The 20,971-nt window shown below is 73.6% G+C and carries 9 protein-coding genes and 1 pseudogene; 6 read left to right on the plus strand and 4 right to left on the minus strand.

From position 1 onward, the window contains the following. Window positions 1-70 precede the first annotated feature (70 nt). Window positions 71-949, plus strand: a complete 879-nt coding sequence (locus PPSIR1_RS38105) for a hypothetical protein (protein WP_006976625.1) — start codon at window positions 71-73, stop codon at window positions 947-949. A 4-nt stretch (window positions 950-953) separates the two neighbouring features. Here PPSIR1_RS38105 and PPSIR1_RS38110 read toward each other — a convergent pair whose 3' ends face one another. Then, on the minus strand, window positions 954-2,291 hold the full coding sequence (locus PPSIR1_RS38110) for a cytochrome P450 (RefSeq protein ID WP_232296614.1): 1,338 nt from the start codon (window positions 2,289-2,291) through the stop codon (window positions 954-956). Between the two features lie 325 nt (window positions 2,292-2,616). Here PPSIR1_RS38110 and PPSIR1_RS38115 point away from each other — a divergent pair, with 325 nt between their 5' ends. After that, entirely contained in the window at window positions 2,617-3,234 is a 618-nt protein-coding gene (locus tag PPSIR1_RS38115; RefSeq protein WP_006976627.1) for an RNA polymerase sigma factor, read from the plus strand. Window positions 3,235-3,544: 310 nt separating this feature from the next. On the opposite strand, the gene PPSIR1_RS38120 is transcribed toward PPSIR1_RS38115, so the two are convergent. From PPSIR1_RS38120 to PPSIR1_RS38130, 3 genes are all read right to left on the minus strand, one after another. Then, a complete protein-coding gene (locus tag PPSIR1_RS38120) occupies window positions 3,545-5,701 on the minus strand; it encodes a S9 family peptidase (protein ID WP_006976628.1) in 2,157 nt (718 codons plus the stop codon). Then, window positions 5,702-6,334 (minus strand): biotin/lipoyl-containing protein, encoded by a 633-nt coding sequence (locus PPSIR1_RS45045; protein WP_006976629.1) that lies wholly within the window; start codon window positions 6,332-6,334, stop codon window positions 5,702-5,704. A 370-nt stretch (window positions 6,335-6,704) separates the two neighbouring features. After that, complete coding sequence (locus tag PPSIR1_RS38130; RefSeq protein ID WP_157596404.1) at window positions 6,705-10,232, minus strand: hypothetical protein; 3,528 nt, start codon at window positions 10,230-10,232, stop codon at window positions 6,705-6,707. A gap of 269 nt (window positions 10,233-10,501) precedes the next feature. Here PPSIR1_RS38130 and PPSIR1_RS38135 point away from each other — a divergent pair, with 269 nt between their 5' ends. From PPSIR1_RS38135 to PPSIR1_RS38150, 4 genes and pseudogenes are all read left to right on the plus strand, one after another. After that, entirely contained in the window at window positions 10,502-11,809 is a 1,308-nt protein-coding gene (locus tag PPSIR1_RS38135) for a hypothetical protein (protein ID WP_157596405.1), read from the plus strand. Beyond that, window positions 11,776-14,004, plus strand: a complete 2,229-nt coding sequence (locus PPSIR1_RS38140) for a DUF6603 domain-containing protein (protein ID WP_006976632.1) — start codon at window positions 11,776-11,778, stop codon at window positions 14,002-14,004. The genes PPSIR1_RS38135 and PPSIR1_RS38140 overlap by 34 nt, the downstream gene beginning before the upstream one ends. A 3-nt stretch (window positions 14,005-14,007) precedes the next feature. Then, entirely contained in the window at window positions 14,008-17,046 is a 3,039-nt protein-coding gene (locus tag PPSIR1_RS38145) for a hypothetical protein (protein ID WP_006976633.1), read from the plus strand. Continuing rightward, window positions 17,046-20,971: pseudogene (locus PPSIR1_RS38150) on the plus strand (hypothetical protein); the annotation flags it as partial. The gene PPSIR1_RS38145 and the pseudogene PPSIR1_RS38150, both read left to right, overlap by 1 nt.

Here is a 20,971-nt window from a genome sequence, read left to right on the forward strand (position 1 = left end):
TCTCCCCCACCTGCGGGCAAGTAGATCCTCCCTCCACGCCATGGGATGCTCCGCACGAATCGAGCGAGCCATGGCAGACGACGACGCCGATCCCACGCCCCAGCCCCGTCCCCGCACCGAGGCCTGGATCGGCCTCGTCTTCGTGGTCCTCAGCAGCCTGTTCCTGATCGAGATCTGGCACTACCTGCGCACCGGCGAGTGGGTGGTCCACGGCGGCGCCGGGGCCTTCGCCCGCTGGCCCATGCCCGCGTGGCTGAACCTCGAGCTCGGCCTCCACGCCCTGGGCATGCTGGCGTGGGTCGGCGTGGTCATCCACCAGCTGCTGACCCGCGGCGCGGGCCACCACCGACGCATCGGCCAGATCGGCCTCGTCGGGGTGTTCCTGGCCCTGGCCGCCTCCCTGCGCCCGACCATCGCGTCCGACATCCCGGTGCTGCACGGGGCCTTCGGCGCCTCGCTCATGGACTGGACCCTGGGCATCACCGTGGTCGGCATCGTCGCCGAGACGGCCATCGCCATCTACAAGGTCCGCCGCGGCAACGTCGAGGGTCACCGCAAGCACGTCATGACCGCGGTGCTGTTCACCGCCGGCCCCGGCCTCTACCGCGTCAACGTCGAGTGGCTGACCTGGGCCCTCGACCTGCGCGGCGCCGAGGCCTCGATCTGGCAGACGACCTGGGTCCACGAGATCAGCCTCGCGGCGACCTTGCTGGCCTTCCTGTTGCTGATGTTCACCCCGCGCCTCGGCGGCCACCTCGACTCCCTGCGGCGACCCGAGACCCACGACGCCTTCGAGCGCATCTACGCCCGCGTCATGCTCGGCGTCGTCGTCTCGCTGATCGTCCTGTTCTCGGTCTGGGTCGTCGACCTGATCCGGCTGTGGCCCGGAGAGAGCCCGCTGATCGAGCGCGGCGACACCTGGGGCGCCTGGGCCCGAGCAGCGGACTAACGAGTCACGAGCACGCGCGCCGCTCGAGGCGGACCCACACGCCGTCCGCCGAGCTCAGGGTCCCCGAGAACATCGGCTGCGAGGGGCGCCCAGCCGGCCGCGGCGTGAACCGGCGCAGCAGCCCCGCGAGCGCCAGCGTCCCCTCCAGCATCCCCAGCCCCATGCCGATGCACACGCGCTTGCCCGCGCCGAAGGGCATCCACGCCAGGCGCGGTCGCGCGTGCTCGCCGAGGTGCCGACGCGGGTCAAAGCGGGCCGGCGAGGGCCAGTAGCGCGGGTTGTGATGGATGAGCCAGGGCATCACCAAAAGCTGCCGGCCCGCCGGGATCGCGTAGCCACCGAGGACCTCGTCGCGTGCGGCTCGGCGCGGCAAAAAGGGCGCCGGCGCGTACATCCGCAGCCCCTCGCGGAAGGTCGCGTCGAGCAGCGGGAGCGCCGTCGCGTCCTCGCCAGCGTCGATCTGCCCCTGGAGCTCCGCGACCAGCTCCGGCTGATCCGCGAGGGTCTTGGTCGTCCACGCCAGGGCCGAGGCGGTGGTCTCGTAGCCCGCGACGTAGAGCACGATGATCTCGTCGAGGAGCTGCTGATCCGACATCGGCCCGTCCGCCTCCGTCGCGCGCACCAGCGTGCTCAGCAAGTCCTGGCCGGTGGCGCCCGTCCGTCTCCGCTCGGCGATCATCGCCAGGATGATCTCGTGGATGGTCCGCGTGGCCGACTCGAGCCGACCCGCGCCGGGCACCGGCAGCCAGCGAGGCAGCGCGCCCGTGACCGCGCCGAGCATGAAGCCCCCGAGCAGCGTCGAAAAGGCCGCGCGCAGGCGCTCGAAGGTGTCCAGGTCCAGCTCACCGCCCAAGAGCACGCGCGCCGTCATGGTCGCGAGCAATCGCTCCGACCACCGCGAGAGGTCGATCGCCTCGCCGCTGTCGAGCTGGCCGAGCTGCTCGTCGACGGTCTCGGCGATCACCGCGCGGAAGGCCTGGACCCGCGAGCGCCGAAATTCGTGGCTCAACAACCGCCGCTGGCGTCTCCACAGCTCCCCCTCGGAGAAGGTCAGCCCCTGCCCGATGCGCTCGCGGACCAGGTCCCACATGTTGCCGCCCTTGTCGAAGTGCTCGACCCGGCGATGCAGCACATCCTCGGCGAGCAGGGCGTCGCCGACGACCACCAGCTCGTCCACGCCCAGATCGAGGACAAAGAGCGCGCCGCACAGCGCCTGGGCGCGCTCGAAGAACTCCGGTCGACGGCGCACCACCTGATGCAGCGAGCCGATCACCGGCAGGCGCGGCGCTCGGGGAATCTCGGCGTAGGGGCGTACGCGCGCCGCGGTCGTTTGCGATGTCACCGAATCCATGCTCTGGAGTCCTACTCCCAGCAGGGCGAGGTGCCAATCCACGCGGCTCCCCACGCCGAGACTTCGTCGGTGGTGATGCCCCCCAGATCATCGTTGCGGCGGCCTCATGGCGAGCTTTCGGAAGTTCGCCGCTGGCCGGAGGACCGGGCGAGTCGTGGCCCCGAGTCGCACCCCGGGCTGAGGGTCCGCGGTCCCCACACGAAGCCGGGCGCCGCCAAGCCAGGGGCCTCGACGAAGCGGCGCTGCGCCCTCGCCCACGCGCCAATCTGCGCATCGCGAGGGCGCCGCCCCGCCTTTTTGCTACGCTGCTGCGGGCGTGCAGGACAGCGACTTGCTCCAGGCTTGGGCCGCAGGCGACCAGCTCGCTGGCGAGCAGCTCTTCGAGCGCCACTTCGAGGCCGTCGCTCGCTTCTTCCGCAACAAGCTGCCCGCGGACACGCGCCACGAAGACCTGATCCAGCAGACCTTCCTGGGCTGCGTCGAGGCCCGCGAGCGCTTCCGCGGCGAGGCCAGCTTCCGCACCTTCTTGTTCGCCGTCGCGCGCAACCAGCTGAGCAAGCACTGGCGCTCCCGCAGCCGCGACCGCCTCGACCTGCAGACGGTCTCGGTCTTCGACCTCGACGCCTCCCCGAGCGCCGCGCTGGCCCGGGACGAGGATCAGCAGCTGCTGCTCATGGCGCTGCGCCGCATCCCCCTCGATCACCAGGTCGCCCTCGAGCTGCACTACTGGGAGTCGCTGACCGCCGCCGAAATTGGAGCCGTGCTCGACGTCCCCCTCGGCACGGCCAAGACCCGCATTCGCCGGGCCAAGCAGCTGCTCGAGGCCGAGCTCTCGGCCCTGCGCCGCGGCGACATCGCCATGGCCGACACGCTCACGCGCCTCGACACCTGGGCCCGAGAGCTGCGCGAGAGCCTGTTCGACGAGTCGAGCTGAGCGCTGCCTGCTCTGCCCCCACGAGCATCGGGGGACCGGGGGCGCTGCGTCGCTATCCGCTCCTCGGCTTCGGCTTGGTGGGCAATGGGGTTCGTGCCTTGAAGAAGGCTCGTGGTCGCCCCCGCGAGCGGGGGCGCGGACTCGTTCACAATCGTCCCTCCCCGGCATTGCAATCGTTGGCGTACCCCCACGGCGTCGCAGTGAACGTCGAGCCTGGCTCGCCTCTACACCCTCGCCGTATTCGCTCCCGGGCTGTGCCTGCCCGCGCTGTCGCTCCCGACTCGGACACGCGTGAGCGAGTGGTGGGCGCTCAAGGCTCGAGGCCGAGCTGGTCGATCAAGAAGGCGTACTCGAGCGCGACCTCGTGGAGGTAGGCGTAGCGCCCCGAGGCGCCGCCGTGGCCCGCGTCGAAGTTGGTCCACAGCAGCACGCCCCGCGCGTCGGTGCGCCGCTCACGAAGGCGCGCGGTCCACTTGGCCGGCTCCCAGTAGCTCACCCGCGGATCGTTCCAGCCCGCGAGCACGAGCAGCTCGGGGTAGGCCTGGGCGCGGACGTTGTCGTAGGGTGAGTAGGCGCGGATCCACCGGTAGCCCTGCTCCTGCGCCGGGTTGCCCCACTCCTCCCACTCGATCGCCGTGAGCGGCAAGCTGGGGTCGAGCATGGTGTTGAGCACGTCGACGAAGGGCACGTCGGCGACCATGGCCGCGAACAGCTCGGGGCGGAGGTTGGCGACGGCACCGATGAGCAGGCCGCCCGCGCTGCCGCCTTGGGCCGCGAGCTTGGCCGGGCTCGTCCAGCCCTGGGCGATCAGGTGCTCGGCGCAGGCGATGAAGTCGGTGAAGGTGTTGGCCTTGGCCCCGAGCTTGCCGGCCTCGTACCAGGCCCGGCCCAGGTCGCCGCCGCCGCGCACGTGGGCCGTGGCGTAGACCAGGCCCCGGTCCAGGAGGCTCAGCCGCGCGCTCGAGAACATCGGGTCCGAGGGCACGCCGTAGGCCCCGTAGGCGTTGAGCAGGGTCGGCGCGTCGGCGGGCGGCGCATCGCTGGAGTCCCCCTCTCGCCGACGCCAGACCAGCGAGATCGGCACCCGCGTCCCGTCGCTGGCCGTGGCCCACACCCGCGCGCTCGCGTAGTCGGCCGGCTCGTGGCCGCCGACGACCTCGGTCTGTTTTCGCAGGTGGCGCGCCTGGGTGCTCAGCTCGCAGTCGTAGACGCTGCTGGGCGTGGTCGGGGAGCTGTAGCCCACGCGCAGGCGCGGGCTGTCGAACTCCGGGTTGGCGCTGGGCCACATCCCGTAGGCCGCGTCGGGGAAGCGCAGGCGCCAGGCGCTGCCCAGGTCCGCCTGGCCGTCGACGAAGGGGACCACCCACGCCTGGGGCAGGCCCTCGACGCGCTCCCAGATCACCAGGTGCTCGGCGAAGGCGTCCACGCCCTCGAGCATGACCTGGGGATCGTGGGCGATGAGCTCCCGCCCCCCGTGGGGATCCACGACGCGCCCGTCCCGATCGACCGCGAGCACGCGCAGGCGAAAGTTCAGGGCGTCCTCGTTGGTCAGCACGAACAATTGCTCGCCGCGGTGCTCGACGGCGTACTCGACCCCCTGGACCCGGGGCGCGACGCAGCGCGGCGCCGACTCGGGGGCGTGGGTCGGCAGCAGGTAGAGCTCCGAGCTGACCTGCGAGTCCGCGCTGAGGACCACGAAGGCCTGCGAGCGCGCGCGCCAGTGCGAGAGGAAAAAGCGCTCGTCGTCCTCTTGCAGGACCAGGGCGTCGGCGCTCGCCGGCGTGCCCACGCGGCGGCGCCACAGCTGCCAGGGTCGGTGGGCCTCGTCGAGGCGTTCATAGAGAAAGGTCTCGTCGTCGATCCAGGTGATCGAGGGGCCGCAGTCTTCGAGGCGCACCTCGGGGTCGAGGGCCACCCGGCCGCCGTCGGGCCCCAGCTCGAAGACCGCCAGGGTGTAGCGCTCGTCGCCGCTCAAATCGACGCTGGTGGCCACCCGGCCGTGCCCCGGGCTGACGCTCAAGCTGGCGAGGTCGAAGTACTCGTGGCCCTCGGCGAGGGCGTTCTCGTCGAGGTAGACCTGCTCGAGCTCGGCGCCCTGCTCGAGCTGCTCGAGGGTCTCGGCGTCCCCCGGCCGAAAGGGCCGCCGACAGTGTCGGTCGTACTCGTCGCCGGTCTCCGTGCGCGAGTAGTACAGCCACGGCCCCTCGCGGCAGGGCAAGGTCCGCTCGTCCTCGCGGATGCGCGCCCGCATCTCGGCGTAGAGCCGCGCTCGCAGGCCCGGCGTGCGCGCGTCGAGGGTGGCCTCGGCGTGGGCCCGCTCGGCCTCGAGGTGAGCGCGCACGGCCGGGTCCTCGCGCTCGCGCAGCCACCCGTAGTCGTCGACGCAGGTGTCCCCGAACAGCGTCCGAGACACCGGTCGGGCCTCGAGGATCGGCGGCGTGGACTCGTCCCCCGGCTCGCCCCTCACTCAGCCCTCGTCGCCTTCGACGGCCTCGACCTGCAAGATCACGTCGCCGCTGCCCAGGTCGTCCTGGTCCTTGGCGACCGCGGCGACGACCTTGGCGGGCGCGGGCAGCTTGGGGTCGTCGTAGTTGATGCGCGTGAAGGTCTTCATGACCTCGAGCAAGCCGACGGTCTGGCCGCGCTGGATGACCTCGCCCTCGCGCACGAAGGGCGGCTTGTCGGGGCTCGGGCGGGCGTAGAAGCGGCCGCTCGAGGGCGCGCGCAGGGCCGCGCTGCCGTCCGCCGAGGCGCCGCTCGCCCCCGCCGCCACGCTCTCGGCCAGGCCCGCGCCGAGGGCCTCGGGGTCGAGGGCGAGCAGCACGGCGCCGTAGTCCACGGGCTGTCGAGCCAGGCGCTCGCCGACCGCCTCGGCCTGGACGACCGCGCCGACCACCCCCTCGGGCGCGACCAGCTCGTGGACGCGCTCGAGGATCTCGATGGCGCCGATGCGATCGCCGGGGCGCACGAGGGTCCCGGGCGCGGGCGCCTCTCGCCACAGCCCGGGCGCGGGCGCCAGGAGCTCGAACTTCGGACCCTCCACCGTCCGGGACTCGGCGGTGAGTGTTGGGGCGAACTGGCGGCTGTCGCGGGCGCTCATCGGCCGCGAGGATACGCGATCCTCAGGGACTGTGAATGAATTCCAGTCCCTTTCTATTTTAGCCGTCGTGGACGACGCCACGCCCTCCCTGCCCCACGTCCACGACTGTTTTAGCCGTCGTGGACGACGCCACGCCCTCCCTGCCCCACGTCCACGACTGTTTTAGCCGTCGTGGACGACGCCACGCCCTCCCTGCCCCACGTCCACGACTGTTTTAGCCGTCGTGGACGACGCCACGCCCTCCCTGCCCCACGTCCACGACTGTTTTAGCCGTCGTGGACGACGCCACGCCCTCCCTGCCCCACGTCCACGACTGTTTTAGCCGTCGTGGACGACGCCACGCCCTCCCTGCCCCACGTCCACGACTGTTTTAGCCGACGTCCCAGGCCGGCCGGGGCCGGTGAATTGGGTAGGGCGTGGGGCCCAGATCGCCGGTCTCCATCTTGAAGCTGTGCCGCCGCTGGCTCAGGCCGTCCCGACTCGGACGCACGTAGGCGTCTGCGGGCGGATCTGCCGGGACCGCGCCCTCGGTCTGCACGTAGGCGTAGAAGCGGCGGGTGGTGATCAGCCGGCCGTCGTCGGCGGAGATCGACACCGTGACCCGGCCCGTCTGGGCGTCCTCCGGGGGCTGGAGGGTCACGCTGAAGCGACCCCCGCCGACGTCGTTGACGGTGATCGAGGCCGCGGGCAAGCGCGCCTCGTGGGAGCTGGCCTTGGTGATGCGCAGGCGCTCGGAGGGCCGCTCGCGGTCGCGGATGTCGACGCGGAAGTTCTCGATGCCCCCGGGCGCGACCTCGCAGTTGGCGATCTCGCCGATCGTCGGCGCCTGCTCGCAGACCTCGTCGAGGTCGATGCGGAACGAGGCCGCGCCGCTGCTGGTCCTGGGCCAGTTGCGCAGGTTTGCCAGCCACAGCCCGGTCAGGTTGCTCTGGGTCGGCGCCATCGAGCCCGGCGGATCGAGCAGGGGGTTGACCAGCCACTCGACCAGCGCCGCCTCCTCGCGGTCGCCCCAGGTGCTCGGGTGGTTGCGGCGGCGCGCGTTCACGGCCCGGCGAAAGGCGTTGCTCAGCCAGGTCGAGCGGTACTCGGCCGCGCCGTAGTGCTGGTAGCCGTGGTCGGCCCGGTGATCGCTCGTCGAGCTCATCCGCGGGGGCGACCACACCCACCAGCGCAGGACCAGGGCGACGCTCAGCTCCGAGGTGAAGACGTCGCCGAACAGCAGCGGGCGGCTCTCGGGGTCGTCGGGGTCGAGGCGGGTCGCGCCGTTGTCCCAGGGCGTGTCGAGGATGATGCGGATGCGCTCGCGCGCCGCGGGCCACATCGTCGTGCGAAAGCCCGGCAAGACCCGCGAGGCCGCGGCGTAGCGGTGATACCAGTGCCAGTGGCGCAGGGTCTCGCCGAGGGTCTCGTCGGCGGCCGTGCCCCGCGGGTTGGTCGAGCTCGGGCGCTCCAGCGCCCCCGTCGACTGGACCTCGCGCAGGTCGGCGAAGCTCCCGTCCTCGCGCTGGAGCTTCACCCAGCCAAAGAACTTGCGGTGCACCGCCGAGAACACCGCGCTGCCGTCCGCGCCCCACTCGAAGGCCGGCTGCAGCCCGAGGGCCCCGAAGCTCGCCGCGTACTCCTCGGGCTCGCGCGCCTTGTAGAGCGCCAGGTAGCCCGAGAGCTCGCCCCGATCGACGCGCCGCCGGCCCGCCGTGCCGACCAGCAGGCCCAGGGTCCAGTGGAAGGGGCCCGCGGAGATCAGCGCCCGGTCGTAGGCGTTGAGGCCGTCGAAGTAGCCCACGGCCTCGGCCTCGGCCACGCCGCGGATGACCCGAAAGGCCGACCACAGCGCCTCTTGCTGCTGACGCTGCGCCGGGTCGGGCTGGCGCCCGAGCAAGGTCGTGGGCACGATCTCGGCCTCGGGCCAGCTGGTCTCCCCGCGAAAGCCCGCGCCGCCCCCCGCCCAGCCGTCGTAGCCCCCCAAGGTCGCGATGGGCGTCGGGTCTCGCTGGTCGCGGCCGGGCGAGGCCGGGAAGAAGGCGCTGAAGTCATGGACGACGTAGGTCCGAAACTGCCGACCCGCGACCGCGGGCCACTGGACCTGCTCGCGCCCCCACACGTTGCGCGGCGTCCGGGCGTGCTCGTAGTCGTGGGCCGCGTGGAAGGCGACGCCGTCGAGCAAGGTCCGCATCGCCGGGCCCGGGGCCTGGGGCGTCGTCTGGCTGCTGTGGATCGGCGCGGTGCGTCGCTGGATGGTCTGCAGCGAGCGGTAGTCCGGCACGACCCGGGCCTCGACGACCACGGGGCAGCGCAGCGATCGCGCCACCCAGGCCTTGATCAACACCCGCGTCTGCCGGTTGCACACCCCGCTGATCGGCCCGCCGTAGGGCGCGGGGTTCTCGGTCTGGATCAGCGTGTCGGCGTAGCCCGGGTTGGTCCGCTCGAGGGCCTCCGCCTCCGTGCGCACGCGGGCGAGCCTGGGCATGCGCGCGTAGATCTGAAACTCCCGCACGGCGCACTCGAGCCACGCGCCGTAGACCGCCCGCGCGGCCGCGCTGGTCCCGTCCTGGGCCAACAGCGGGCCAAAGCCGAGGGCGCTCAGATCGGCGCGCAGGGCCGCGACGAAGCCCGGCTCGCCCTCGCCGGGGAGGCTGTCCCCCGCCTCGCTCGAGCGCTCCTCCCCCGCGTAGATCCGGGCCGCGTCCGAGTCGCCGCGCTGGAGGTCGTAGCCCCCGTAGGCGCTGCGGTCCTCCCCGCCGAAGTAGCTGAGCACGTCGAGCACGCCCGCGTTGTGCAGGCGCATGATCGCCTCGGTCCAGGTGAACACGCGCAGCTCGGCGCTGACCATGACCGGCCGCGAGCGAGGCGGCGCGCCGATCGGCCGCACGCCCGGGGGCTGGAGGGACTCGACGACCTCGGCGAACTCGAGCTCGTCGAAGGTGGCCTGGCGCGCGCGCACGCTCAGGCTCGCGTCGAGGGGCTGGGAGGCCGCGATGCGGTCGGAGGCGCTGTGCCGGCCGTCCGCCTCCATCGCAGGGATGTCGGCGGGGAAGCGGGTTGCGACGGGCTCCCAGGCGAGCTCTTGCTCGAGCAGGGCCCGGACGCCGACGCCCGCGACCCGCCGCCCGTCGAGCTCGTAGTCGCCGAGGGTCCGGGCGTAGATCCGCTCGACGATGGCCTCGAAGAGCGGCCGGTAGGTCTCCCACAGCTCGCGCCGGGACTCGGGCGCGGCCTCGACCACGGCCCAGCTCGCGGGGTGGTAGATGCCCAGCAAGCCGCAGCGGGGGACGCCTCGCTCGTCCCGGGGCGCGTCCGCGAAGCTCGCCTCGACGGCGTCGAGGATGTGCTCGTGGACCGCATCGACGGCGCTCCCGAGCAGCGTCGGCCAGGGCTGCGTGGCTCCGCTCCCGCCCAGAGGCAAGAGCAGCCAGCCGGCGCCGTCCGGGGCAAAGCCGAGCTCGGCGGCCAGGCCCTCGCCGTCCACGGCCACGGGGGGCGCCGACTCGGCCCCGCTCCCCGTCCCGAGGCCGCCGCCGAAGTCCGTCCGCGGCGAGACCATCAGCCCGACCACGCCCGCCTCGCCGAGCATCGCCGGCGTCACGTCGTAGCCGGGCTCCCGGCGCACGTGGGAGCTGAGCAGCTCGACCACCACCGGCTCCCGGGTGGGCACGGGATCCGTGGGCCGGGAGGGGATCTGAATGGCGAGCTCGGTGACCTCGTAGCCCGCCAGGTTCAGCAGCGCGATGAGCCGGTCGAGCAGCTGCAATACGGCCTCGACGTCGTCCACCGACTGCATCGCCCCGCCCCAGCTCGCCAGGGACTCCGCGCCGCCGCCTGGCGAGACACGGGCCGGAGGCACGGACGGCTCCGCGCCGGTACGCAAGACCGAGGGAACGAGGAAAGCGGGCTCGGGCATGACGACAAAGGAGGGCGCGCGACCTCTCCGAGGACCCGACCATAGCGAACTCTCGACGGCCGCGGGGTCCTTTCCCGATGGCCGACCTCGGTGTGGGGTGGCGTGAAGACCCCCGACGACCCGCGCCTCGAAGCTGCGACTCGACGGTCTCTCGAACGATCGCTCGAGACCGCTCGCAAGCGCCCCTCCCCCGGGAGTTTTTGGTCGACGCCTCGGGCGTCGTCCCGCTATCGTCGGGTCGCGCCCTGGCGCACCCCGGAGATGCAGTCTTGAGCGCAGTGTTGGCCCCCCTCGCCCGCGGCCTGTTCGAGGCGCTGCTGCCCCTCGGCCGCGCCCTCGAGAGCCCGGCCCGGCTGCGCCTGCTGATCCGCCAGCTCGGCTGGGACGTGGCCGTCAGCGAGGGCCTGCTCGCCGAGCTCCCCCTCGCCAACGAACTGCCCGCGCTGCTCGAGCAGGGCGAGGCGCTGGTCGAGTCCATCGCGGCCCTCGAGGGCACCAAGGACGACGACATCGGCGGGGTCGTGGTCCAGACCCTCGAGCTCGTGACCACCATCCTCGGCGAGATCGAGGCCCTCGACGGCTGGGCCGCGAGCGGGGCCCAGCTGCCCGCGCAGGCCAAGGATCCGACCTTTTGGGCCGAGCTCGCCGGGCGCTTGCCGGGCTTCCTCATCGCCCGGTGGCTGCGCGCGCGCAAGCCCGTGCTCTACGAGCTGCTGCACCTCGTCGGCGTCGTGTCCGAGACCGTGGTCATCCTCGACGACGGCGAGGAATTCGTGCGCCGCAGCGTCGACTGGTCCCTGCTCTCGGAGCTGGTCCAGGATCCCGCCGGCACCCTCGCCGGGCGCTACGGCTGGGGCGAGGCCGACTGGGCCCACGACGACTTCCTCGAGGCGCTGCGCCGGCTGTGCCTGAGCGCGGGCGTGCGCGGGCGTCGAGAGTCCCTGCGCGCGACCTTGACCGAGGGGGCCCTCTACGCCAGCGACAGCCCGGCCCTGGCTGGCCTCCCTCGCAGCCCCGCCCTCGCCCTGCCCTTCGTCTCGGGGCGCACTGACATAGGGGGCACAGGGGGCGCGAGCGCCTGGGCCGAGCTCGGGTTGCTGCTCGCCCCCGCGCCGGCCAGTCCCCGGGGCGAGGCGATCACCGGCCTGTACCTCGGCAACCTCAGCTACGGCGAGGCCGAGGCCTCCCTGCCCCTCGCCGAGGGTTGGGCCCTGCGCTTCGCCGGGGGGGCCGACGCCAGCGGGAGCGTCGGCGTGGACCTGCAGCCCGACAGCGTCGAGTTCATCGGCTCCGCCCCGCGGGTCGACGCGCGCCTGGCCATCACCGGCCAGCCGCCCACGCCCACGCGCCTGCTCGGCGCCGAGCAGGGCCTGCGCCTGGAGCTGCGCGCCCTCGAGCTGGGCCTGGGCGTGGCCGGCTCCGTCTCCGATCCCGAGCTCATCCTCGACGCCGCGACCAGCCTCGGCCTGGTCATCGAGCCCAGCGAGGCGACGCCCTGCTCGGCACCCTGCTCGGCGGCCAGCCCCTGGACATCGGCGCCGACGTGGCCCTGCGCTGGTCGTCTCAGACCGGGCTGAGCCTCGCCGGCGAGCTGGGCTTTCGCGTGCTCATCCCCCTGGGCAAGACCCTCGGCCCGGTCACCCTCCACCAGCTCGAGCTCGCGGTCCGGGCCGGGAGCTCGGGGGCCTCGATCGCCGCGGGCCTGGGCTTTGGCGCCGTGCTCGGGCCCTTCGCCGTGTCCGTCGACGGCATCGGCATCGAGGCGGCCGTCCAGGGCGCGGACGAGCCCGGGACCCTCGCGCGCTTTGGCTCGGGCGAGGGCGCCCTCGGCCTGCGCCTGGCCTTCCTCCCGCCCCGGGCCCTGGGCCTGGCGATCGACGCGAGCGTGGTCTCGGGCGGGGGCTACCTCGACGTCGACCACGAGCGGGGGCGCTACGCCGGGGTGTTCGACGTCGACGTGCTCGGCGTGGGCGTGACCGCCATCGCGATCATCGAGACCAAGCTCGAGCGGCGCCCCGGGTGGTCCCTGCTGCTCAGCCTCTCGGCCCGCTTCAGCGGCCTGCAGCTCGGCTACGGCTTCACCCTCGAGGCCGTCGGCGGCCTGGTCGGCCTCAACCGCGGCGTCGACCTCGAGGCCCTCGGCGAGGGCGTGCGCACCGGCGCCCTGGCCAGCATCCTGTTCCCCGAGGACCCCGTCGCCAACGCGCCGCGCATCCTCTCGGACATGGAGGCCGTGTTCCCCACGGCGCCCGGGCAGTACGTGTTCGGGCCCGTGGTCGAGATCGGCTGGGGCACGCCGACCCTGGTCTCGATCCAGCTCGGCGTGGTCGTGCAGCTCCCCGAGCCCCTGACCATCTCGCTGATCGGCTCGCTCGCGGCGATCCTGCCCAAGGAGGAAGCCAAGATCCTCGCGCTGCGGGTCGACTTCGCCGGCAGCCTCGACCTGACCAACGGGAGCCTGAGCGTCGACGCGGCCCTGCGCGACTCGACCGTGGCCGGCCTGGCGCTGACCGGGGCCATGGCCCTGCGCGCGAGCTTTGGCGCCAAGCCCAACTTCCTGTTCGCGTTCGGCGGCTTCCACCCCAAGTTCACCGCCCCCGAGGGCTTCCCCAAGCTCGACCGCCTGGCGATCAGCCTCGACACCGGCGACAACCTGCGCGTGAGCCTGGGCGGCTACTTCGCCCTGACCTCCAACACCGTGCAGTTCGGCGCCTTCGCCCACTTCTGGGCCAAGGCCGTGGGCTTCGTGGCCGAGGGCGGCACGAGCTTCAACGCGCTGATCCGCTTCTCGCCCTTTTCCTTCGCCATCGACCTCGAGGTGTTCGTGTCGATCCGCGCGGGCAAGGTCGAGCTGCTCGGCGTGCGCCTCAGCGGCGAGCTGACCGGGCCCAACCCGTGGAAGGTGGTCGGGCGGGCGAGCTTCAAGCTGCTCGGGATCAAAACCAGCCTGAAGGTCAAGGGCGAGTTCGGCAGGCGCAAGTCCGTCGAGCCCACGCCGCGGGTCGACCTCGAGGCCCTGGTCGCCGAAGCGTTGGCCGAAAGCGACGCGTGGCGCTCGGTCGTGCCGGCGCAGCCCAGCCCGGTGATCCTCGCCGAAGAAGACGAGACGGAGGACGCGCCCGCGACCGTGCCCTTGCGCGTGCACCCGGCCGGCAGCGTGGAGCTGCGCCAGCGCGTCGCCCCCCTCGGCGTCTCCCTCGAGCGCTACGGCAACGCCGAGCTCCGCGGCGACCGGCACCTGGTCCTCGATCGTCCCCGCCTCGGCGGCGAGGGGGTCGACGCGGCCGCGGTGCGCTCCATCGACGAGCCCTTCGCCGCCGCCCAGTTCTTCGACCTCGACGCCGACGAAAAGCTGCGCGCGCCCTCCTTCGAGGACTTCCCGGCGGGCCTGCGCCTGGGCGACGAGCAGCTCGACAGCGTCCACGCCCGGAGCCTGCGCTTTGACCACGAGCGCAGCTACTGCGACCCCCGGGTGCGCGGCGCCGAGGGCAGCGCGAGCACCGAGGGCGCCCCCAAGGCGGGCGTATCCGCGGACCTGGCCCGGCGCTTCGCGGCCGCTCGGCGCCCCCGCGCCAAGCCTGCTCCGGGCGCCGCCCCCTTCACCCTCGAGCCCCCGCGCTGGACGAGCGCGAGCGCCTCGGGCCGGCGCCTCGACGCCGAGCCCTCGGGCTTCTTCGCCGCCCGCGAGTCCCTGCGCGCGCGCATCCCCGACGCCGAGCGCCGCGGCCGAGTCGCCCGACTGCGCCCGAGCTGGGAGCCCACGAAAGACTGAGCCATGCCTGACGCGCCCTTGCTTCAGTTCCTGCCCTGGATGCGGCGCGGCCTGGCTCGGCTGGTCAGCGAGCTGGCCGACGGGGCGGGCGTGCCGACCTCGGTCCAGGCCCAGCTCGAGGCCCGGGTGCGCTTCGGCGACGCCGACGTGGTCCGCGAGCTCGAGCTGCTCGGGCCCGGCTCCGTCGTCGGCCTGGCCCGCGGACAGGTCGTGCGCAGCGAGCCCACCCGGGGCACCGCCGACTTCGAGACCAACTACTTCCCCTTCGTCGAGCTCGCCAGCCCCGAGCTGCCGTGGATGTTCACCCCGGCCGCGCCGCGCTCGAACCGGCTGCTGCCGTGGCTGGTGCTCGTGGTCGTCGAGGACCGCGAGGGCGTCGAGCTGGCCACCCGCGAGGGCGCCCCCCTGCCCGTGCTCAGCCTCGACGACGCCAGCCGCGAGCTGCCCGACCTGCGCGAGGCCTGGGCCTGGGCCCACGTGCAGGCCGAGGTCGGCGACCTGGCCCTGACCAAGGCCAACCTCGACGAGGTCTACGCCGCGCAGCCCGAAGCCTTCGTCGCGCGCCTGGTCTGTCCCCGGCGGCTGCGCGTCGACGCGGCCTACATCGCCGCGCTGGTCCCCAGCTTCGAGCTCGGCCGCCTCGCGGGCCTGGGCCTGGCGGCCCCCGAAGCTGGCCCGGACACGCCGATCCTCGCCTGGACCCCGCAGACCGCCGCCCACGAGCTCCCGGTCTACCACTCCTTTCGCTTCTCGACCGCGGCCGAGGCCGGCGACTTCGAGGCCCTCGTCGAGCGCCTGAAGCCCGGACCGCTGCCGAGCAGCGCGGGCGCGCGGGCCCTCGACATCGGCGAGCCGCTGCGCGAGGGCGACGGCCGGATCACCGCCAGCCCGGGGCAGACCATCGGCTACCGCGGCGCCCTGGTCTCGCCCACCCTCGAGGTCCCGCCGTGGCCCGCCAAGCACAGGACGCGCTTTCAAAACGAGCTGCGCGCCCTGGTCAACGACGGCCTCGCCAACCACAAACGCGGCCGCTCCGACGCGCCCTCGGGCAAGCGCTACCGGGCGCTGGTCGACGACCCCGTGGTCGCGCCCCCGGCCTACGGCAGCCTGCCGACGGGGGCCGACGCCATCGCCAACCCTCGCCTGGGTCACCGCCTCGCCGCGCGCGAGCAGCCGCCGTGGCTCGGGGAGCTCAACCTCGATCCCAGCTTGCGCAGCGCCGCAGGCCTGGGCGCCGAGATCGTGCGCCGCAATCAAGAGGCCCTGATGGCCGACGCCTGGGAGCAAGCCCGGGGCCTGCGCGAGGTCAACGCGACCCTGCGCCAGGCGACCTTGGCCCGCGAGGTCGCCCAGCGCCTGAAGGCCCGGGCCCACCGCCTCGACGACGGCGCGCTGGTCCAGTTCAGCCGCGGCGCCCACGAGCGCCTGTCGGCCAAGGACGGCGCGACGATCCACGGCGCGGTCCGGGCGAGCGCGCTACCCAAGGGCCTCGTGTCCGGCGCGACCCGTCGCCGCGCCCACCCGGGCAGCACGCTCGCCCGCGCCCGCGCCAGCGCAGACGCCAAGCCCAGCGCTCGCACCCCGAGCGCGAGCGCGGCCTTGACCGGCGCCTTCCTCGAGCGCCCCGCCTCGCTGCTGGCCTTCGCCCGCGCGACCGTGCCCAGCGGCACCGTGTTCACCGAGAGCGCCAAGCTGTCCGACGCGACCAAGCTCGCGGAGTCCAGCGCCAAGCCCAAGTCCAGCCCCACGACCACCCGCACGCTGATGCGCACGCTCCCGACGCTGGAGATGGGGCTGGTGCCCAAGGCGGCGATGACCATGGTCCGCCGCGACCCCAAGGTCGCCGCGCTCCCAGGCCAAGCCCAGGCCCAGGCCGCGCCCTTGCAGGCCGCCCACACCCAGGTCCTCGCGGGCGCCGGCATCGGCCTCGCCGGCAAGCTCGGCGGGCTCGCGGGCGGGGCCGTCGGCCAGACCGCCAAGCAGACCCAGGCGGCCGCGGCCCTGGCCGCCGTGGCCACGCAGATCCGCAAGCGCATCGACCCCGACGCGGCCCTGGCCGCCCAGCTGCGCGCGCGCATCCGGGCCCCCGAGGGCGCGTGGCGGGGCAGGCCCGTGCCCAGCCGCATGTGGGTCTCGCCGCGCTTCCCCAGCCCCCTCTACGACGACATCGTGGCCATGGATCCGGAGCTGCTCTTGCCCGGCGTGTCCGACCTGGCCAACAACAGCGTCGGCCTCGCGCAGATCAACGCCGCCTTCGTCGAGGCCGTGCTCGTCGGCGCCAACCATGAGCTCGCCCGGGAGTTTAGGTGGCGCGAGTACCCGAGCCTGCTCGGCGACACCTGGCTGCGCCAGTTCTGGGCGGCCCTCGACGGCCAGGCGGACATCGGCGCCATCGCCCGGTGGAAGCCGCGGGCCCTGGGCCAGCATCAGCTCGGGGTCGACCCCGGCCGCGCCCTGGTGCTGATCGTCAAGGGCGACCTGCTGCGCCGCTACCCCGACACGCTGATCTACGCCGTCGCGGCCCAGTGGTCCCAGGGCCTGCGCGTCGAGTCGAGCACCGCGCTCGCCCCCGCCTTCGTCGGCCAGCTCGGCCCCGGCGCGAGCTTCCTCGCCTTCGAGTTCCCCGCCGAGCTCGACCTCGAGCGCGACATCCTCGGCAGCCCCAAGCCCGAGCAAAAGCGGCCCGGGTGGTTCTTCGCCTTCGAGCAGCCCCCGACCCAGCCCCGCTTTGGCCTGGACGTGGGCGCGCCTGGGCAGGCCGGGCGCGCCCCGGCGGAGTGGTCCGAGCTGTCGTGGCACCACGCCCTGGGGCCCAAGGGCCCGAGCTCGCCGGCGACCCACGTCCCGCTCGCGCCCCTGCGCCAGCGCACCCGCAACCGGCCGCGCCCCTACGACGACGAGGGGCCGAACACCTGGACAGAGCGCTGGGCCCTCGACGCCGCGGCCATGGCTCGCGTCACCTTGCAACGACCCGTCCGCATGCTCGTCCACGCCGATCAGCTGATCCAGCTCGCCGGTGACGATCCGGGAGGGGCGAGCTGATGCCCGAGACGCCCGCCCAACGTCGCCGACGCCTCGCTCGGCAGCGCAAGCTCCTGCTCCTGAAAAAGCGCAAGGCCGCCGCGGCCAAGAAGAAAAAGGAGCAGGACGCCGCCAAGAAGGCGGCCGCGGCCAAGGGCAGCCAGGCCGTCAACCGCACCCAGGCATCCAAGAAGCCCCCGAGCCAGGCCGTCAACCGCACCCAGGCGTCGAAAAAGCCCCCGAGTCAGGCCGTCAACCGCACCCAGGCGCCGAAAAAGCCCCAAGCGGCCAAGCCGGCGAGCAAACCAGGCGCGACCCTCACCCGACCCGAGGGCGAGCACCCCAAAAAGCCCGGCGCGACCCTCACCCGACCCGAGGGCGAGCACCCCAAAAAGCCCAGCCAGAGCGTCGCGCGGCCCGAACCCAGCCAGACCATCAAACGCCCGGAACCCAAGCCGGCGCCCAAACCAGAGCCCAAGGCGACCCCGCTGAGCGACGAGGCCAAGTCGGCGCTCCTGTCCAAGCTCGGCGGCGGCTCCCTCGGGCCCAAGGCCGGCGGGCTGACGCCGACGCCCGGCGCAGCCGTCGATCCGGTCCGGCCCCCCAACCCCCTCGCGCCCGGGGCTTCGCTCCCCAGGCCCGGCGGCTCCATCCCCGTCAAACCCGGCGGGCCGAGCCCCAACGTCCCCAAAGCTCCCGGGCCCACGGTCTCCCAGGACCACCGCGCCAGCTTCGCCAAGCTCCACGCCGGCTTCCCCCTGCTGATGCTGCCGGTGCGCCTCGAGACGCGCTTCGACGGCCCCGGCCGGGCGCTCAAGATCCGCATCTACCCCGACCAGATCCACCTCGACGAGCACGCCGCAGGGCTGAGCGCCGAGGAGATCCAACTCGCCAAGGACTTTTGGCGCATGCGCCACGCGGCCGGCAAGTCGCGGGAGGGCCAGCGCGCGGCCGAGCGCTGGCTGTGCGAGCAGATCGACCCGCGGCGCGCGGCCTGGATCGCCCGCAAGCTCCGGCCCCAGCTCGTCGAGGGCGAGGGCGACGCGCTCGAGCTGCGCTTCCCCAAGCTGCCTCCGCGCAAGGTCGAAAAGCAGGCCGTCGCCAGCTGCCTGCCCTCGCGCTTCGCCGTCGTCGGCGTCCTCGGCGGGACCCAGCGCTTCATCCAATTCGGGCGCCCCGTCGCGGCCAAGCTCGCCGTGGCCCCGGCCCTGGGCGAGGTCGCGGCCTACTCCGAGGAGCCCAAGGCGCCCGTGGACCCGGCGATGGCGTGGATGGTCGACTACGACGAGGCCGTCGCCGCCGGCATGGCGATCACCGTGGACCTGCGCCCGGCCCAGCTCGCCGAGATCCAGACCGAGGGCCTCGACCAGCTGCTCGTCGTCGGCATCGACGACGCGCGCCCGCTCCAGGCCGCCGGCGCGCTCCAGCGCCTGCTCCAGGGCCACCTCTACACCGACGGCCTCGAGTTCACCCCGCAGGGCACGGCGACCAACAACACCGACGGCCGCAGCGCGGGCTGGACCGCGGGCATCGACGACCTCGACGGCTGGTTCGAGCGCGAGCTCGACGGCGTGGGCGTGGCGACCCACGAGGCCAGCGAGGCCGCCGCGGCCACGGAGGCGCTGGGCCTCATCGACGCCAAGCTGCTCGGCCGCGTGCGCAACGGCGATCGCCGCGAGGGGCTCTCGGCCGCGGCCATGAACCGGGTGCTGTGGCCGGTGACCTGGGGCCGCTACCTCGACGACCTGCTCGCCCCCGGCACCGGCGGCAAGTCCGGGCGCTCGCCGATCTCGAGCGCGGTCCAGGCCTGGGCCCGGGACTGGTTCATCGCCAAGGTCCGCGGCGGCGCGCCCTTGCCCACGCTGACCGTCGGCGCGCAGCCTTACGGCCTGCTGCCCGTGCGCCCCCGGGTCCCGCGGGCCGAGGACGCCAAGGGCGAGCTCGCCCAGCTCGAGCGCGTGCTCGAGTTCATGCGCGCGCGCTGGCGCTGGTCGACCCGCGCCGTGCCCCGCCTCGACCCCGTCGACGGCTCCGTGGGCGGCGGCACCGGATCCAGCGAGGGCGCCGAGGGGGCCGACGAGGACACCGTCGAGATCCTCGGCGCCCTGCCCCACCCCGAGCGCTTCGTGGTCCGCCGACTCACCGACCAGCGCGGGCTGCTGACCATCTTCTTCGACATCATCGTCAAGCTCATGGCCCTGCCCGCCGACGAGGGCGGCAAGTTCGAGGGCAAGGGGCAGTGGTACCTCGACCGCGTCGCCGGCCTCGACGACGTCGACGAGCAGCTGCGGACCCTGCGGACCTTCCTGAGCCGCTCGCAAAAATTGTGGCCCGCGCACCTGCGCGCCAACGCCAAGACGGTGATCGAGGCGCTCATCGGCCTGGCCGAGCGCCACAAAAAGCGCCAGGACCCCATCCCCAGCCTGTTCCCGGGGCTGACCGAGGGCGTCCTCGATCGCACGGTGCACGGCGCCAAGCACCACTACGCCGGCTACGGCAACGCCACCGAGGACCGGGAGTTCAACCGCCCCCTCGTCGAGGCCCGGGCGGCCGACGGCTCGACGCCCGAGGGCGCGGAGGCGGGGGGCTACCTGATGGCCCTCGCGGCCCAGTACCCCCCGGCGAGCAAGCTCGGCGGCGCGAGCCCGATGGCGTCCAGGCTCGGCGCTGCGATCAATCCCGCGCTCGGGCCCAAGCTCGGCCCCAAGCTCCCCGCCGCTCCCACGCCCAAGGCCAAGCCCGTCTCCGAGGCCATCCGCGCCGACGAGCCCCTGCTCTACCAGCTGGCGGAGGAAGCCAACGCGCGAGTCTCCGGCGCGAGCGCGAGCCTGCGCGGGGCCCACGGCGACGCCCTGCGCACCCTCGCGGGCCGCGACGCCGACGAGCTGCGCCTGCGCCTGACGGAGACCCTGGGCCTGGCCAGCCACCGCCTCGACGCGTGGCTGACCAGCCTGGCGACCCACCGCCTCGACGCCATGCGCCAGGCTCGGTCCCGCGGCGTGTCCGTGGGCGCCTTCGGCTGGGTCGAGGACCTGCGCCCCGACGCCGCCGGCACCCGGGAGTCCGAGGGCTTCATCCACGCCCCCTCCCTGGGCCACGCGGCCACGGCGGCCGTGCTCCGGGCGGGCTGGCGCGCCCACGGAGACGACAGCCCCGAGTCGAGCTTCGCCGTCGACCTGCGCAGCGATCGCGTGCGCCTGGCCAAGTGGATCCTCGACGGCGTGCGCGCGGGGCAGGAGCTCGGCGACCTGCTCGGCCAGCGCTTCGAGCGACGGCTGCACGACGACCACCTCGACCACTTCATCGACCCGTGCCGCCGGCTCGTGCTCGAGGCCCGCGGCGAGCCCGAGGACGCCCGCGTGGTCGTCGACGGCCTCGAGCTCGCGGAGCTCTACGAGACCACCGGCGTCCTCATCGAAGGCGAGCGCCTGAAACCCAAGCCGCGGTCCAAAAACCCCGGGCGCGAGAAGCTCCAGGGCGCCCTCGATGCCATCCGCGCGGCCCTCGACGCCGTCGCCGACGCGGCCGTGGCCGACGGGGTCCACCACTTGCTCGAGGGCAACGACGCCGCCGCCGGGGCCAGCCTCGACGCCATCGCCGACGGCAGCGCGCCGCCCCCCGAGCTCCACTCCGTGCGCACGCCTCGGAGCAGCGTGGGCGTGACCCACCGCGTGCTCGTGACCCTGGGCGTCGCCGCCAAGGCGGCCAAGTCGGGCTGGGGCGCAGACGGGCTGAGCGCCCTCGACCCGGGCCTCGACGCGTGGCTGACCGAGCTGCTCGGCGACCCCGCCCGCGTCGGCTTCGTGGTCGTCAAAGCCGACGGCACGCGCAGCGTCGTCGGCCTCGACGCGGTCCTCGACGAGCAGGGCGTCTCGGCCCTGACCTGGGTCGTCGAGGCCCCCGACGGCCCGACCGCCACCAAAGGCGACAGCGACGGCAGCTGGGC

It is taken from the genome of Plesiocystis pacifica SIR-1, assembly GCF_000170895.1.
Taxonomy (GTDB): domain Bacteria; phylum Myxococcota_A; class Polyangia; order Nannocystales; family Nannocystaceae; genus Plesiocystis; species Plesiocystis pacifica.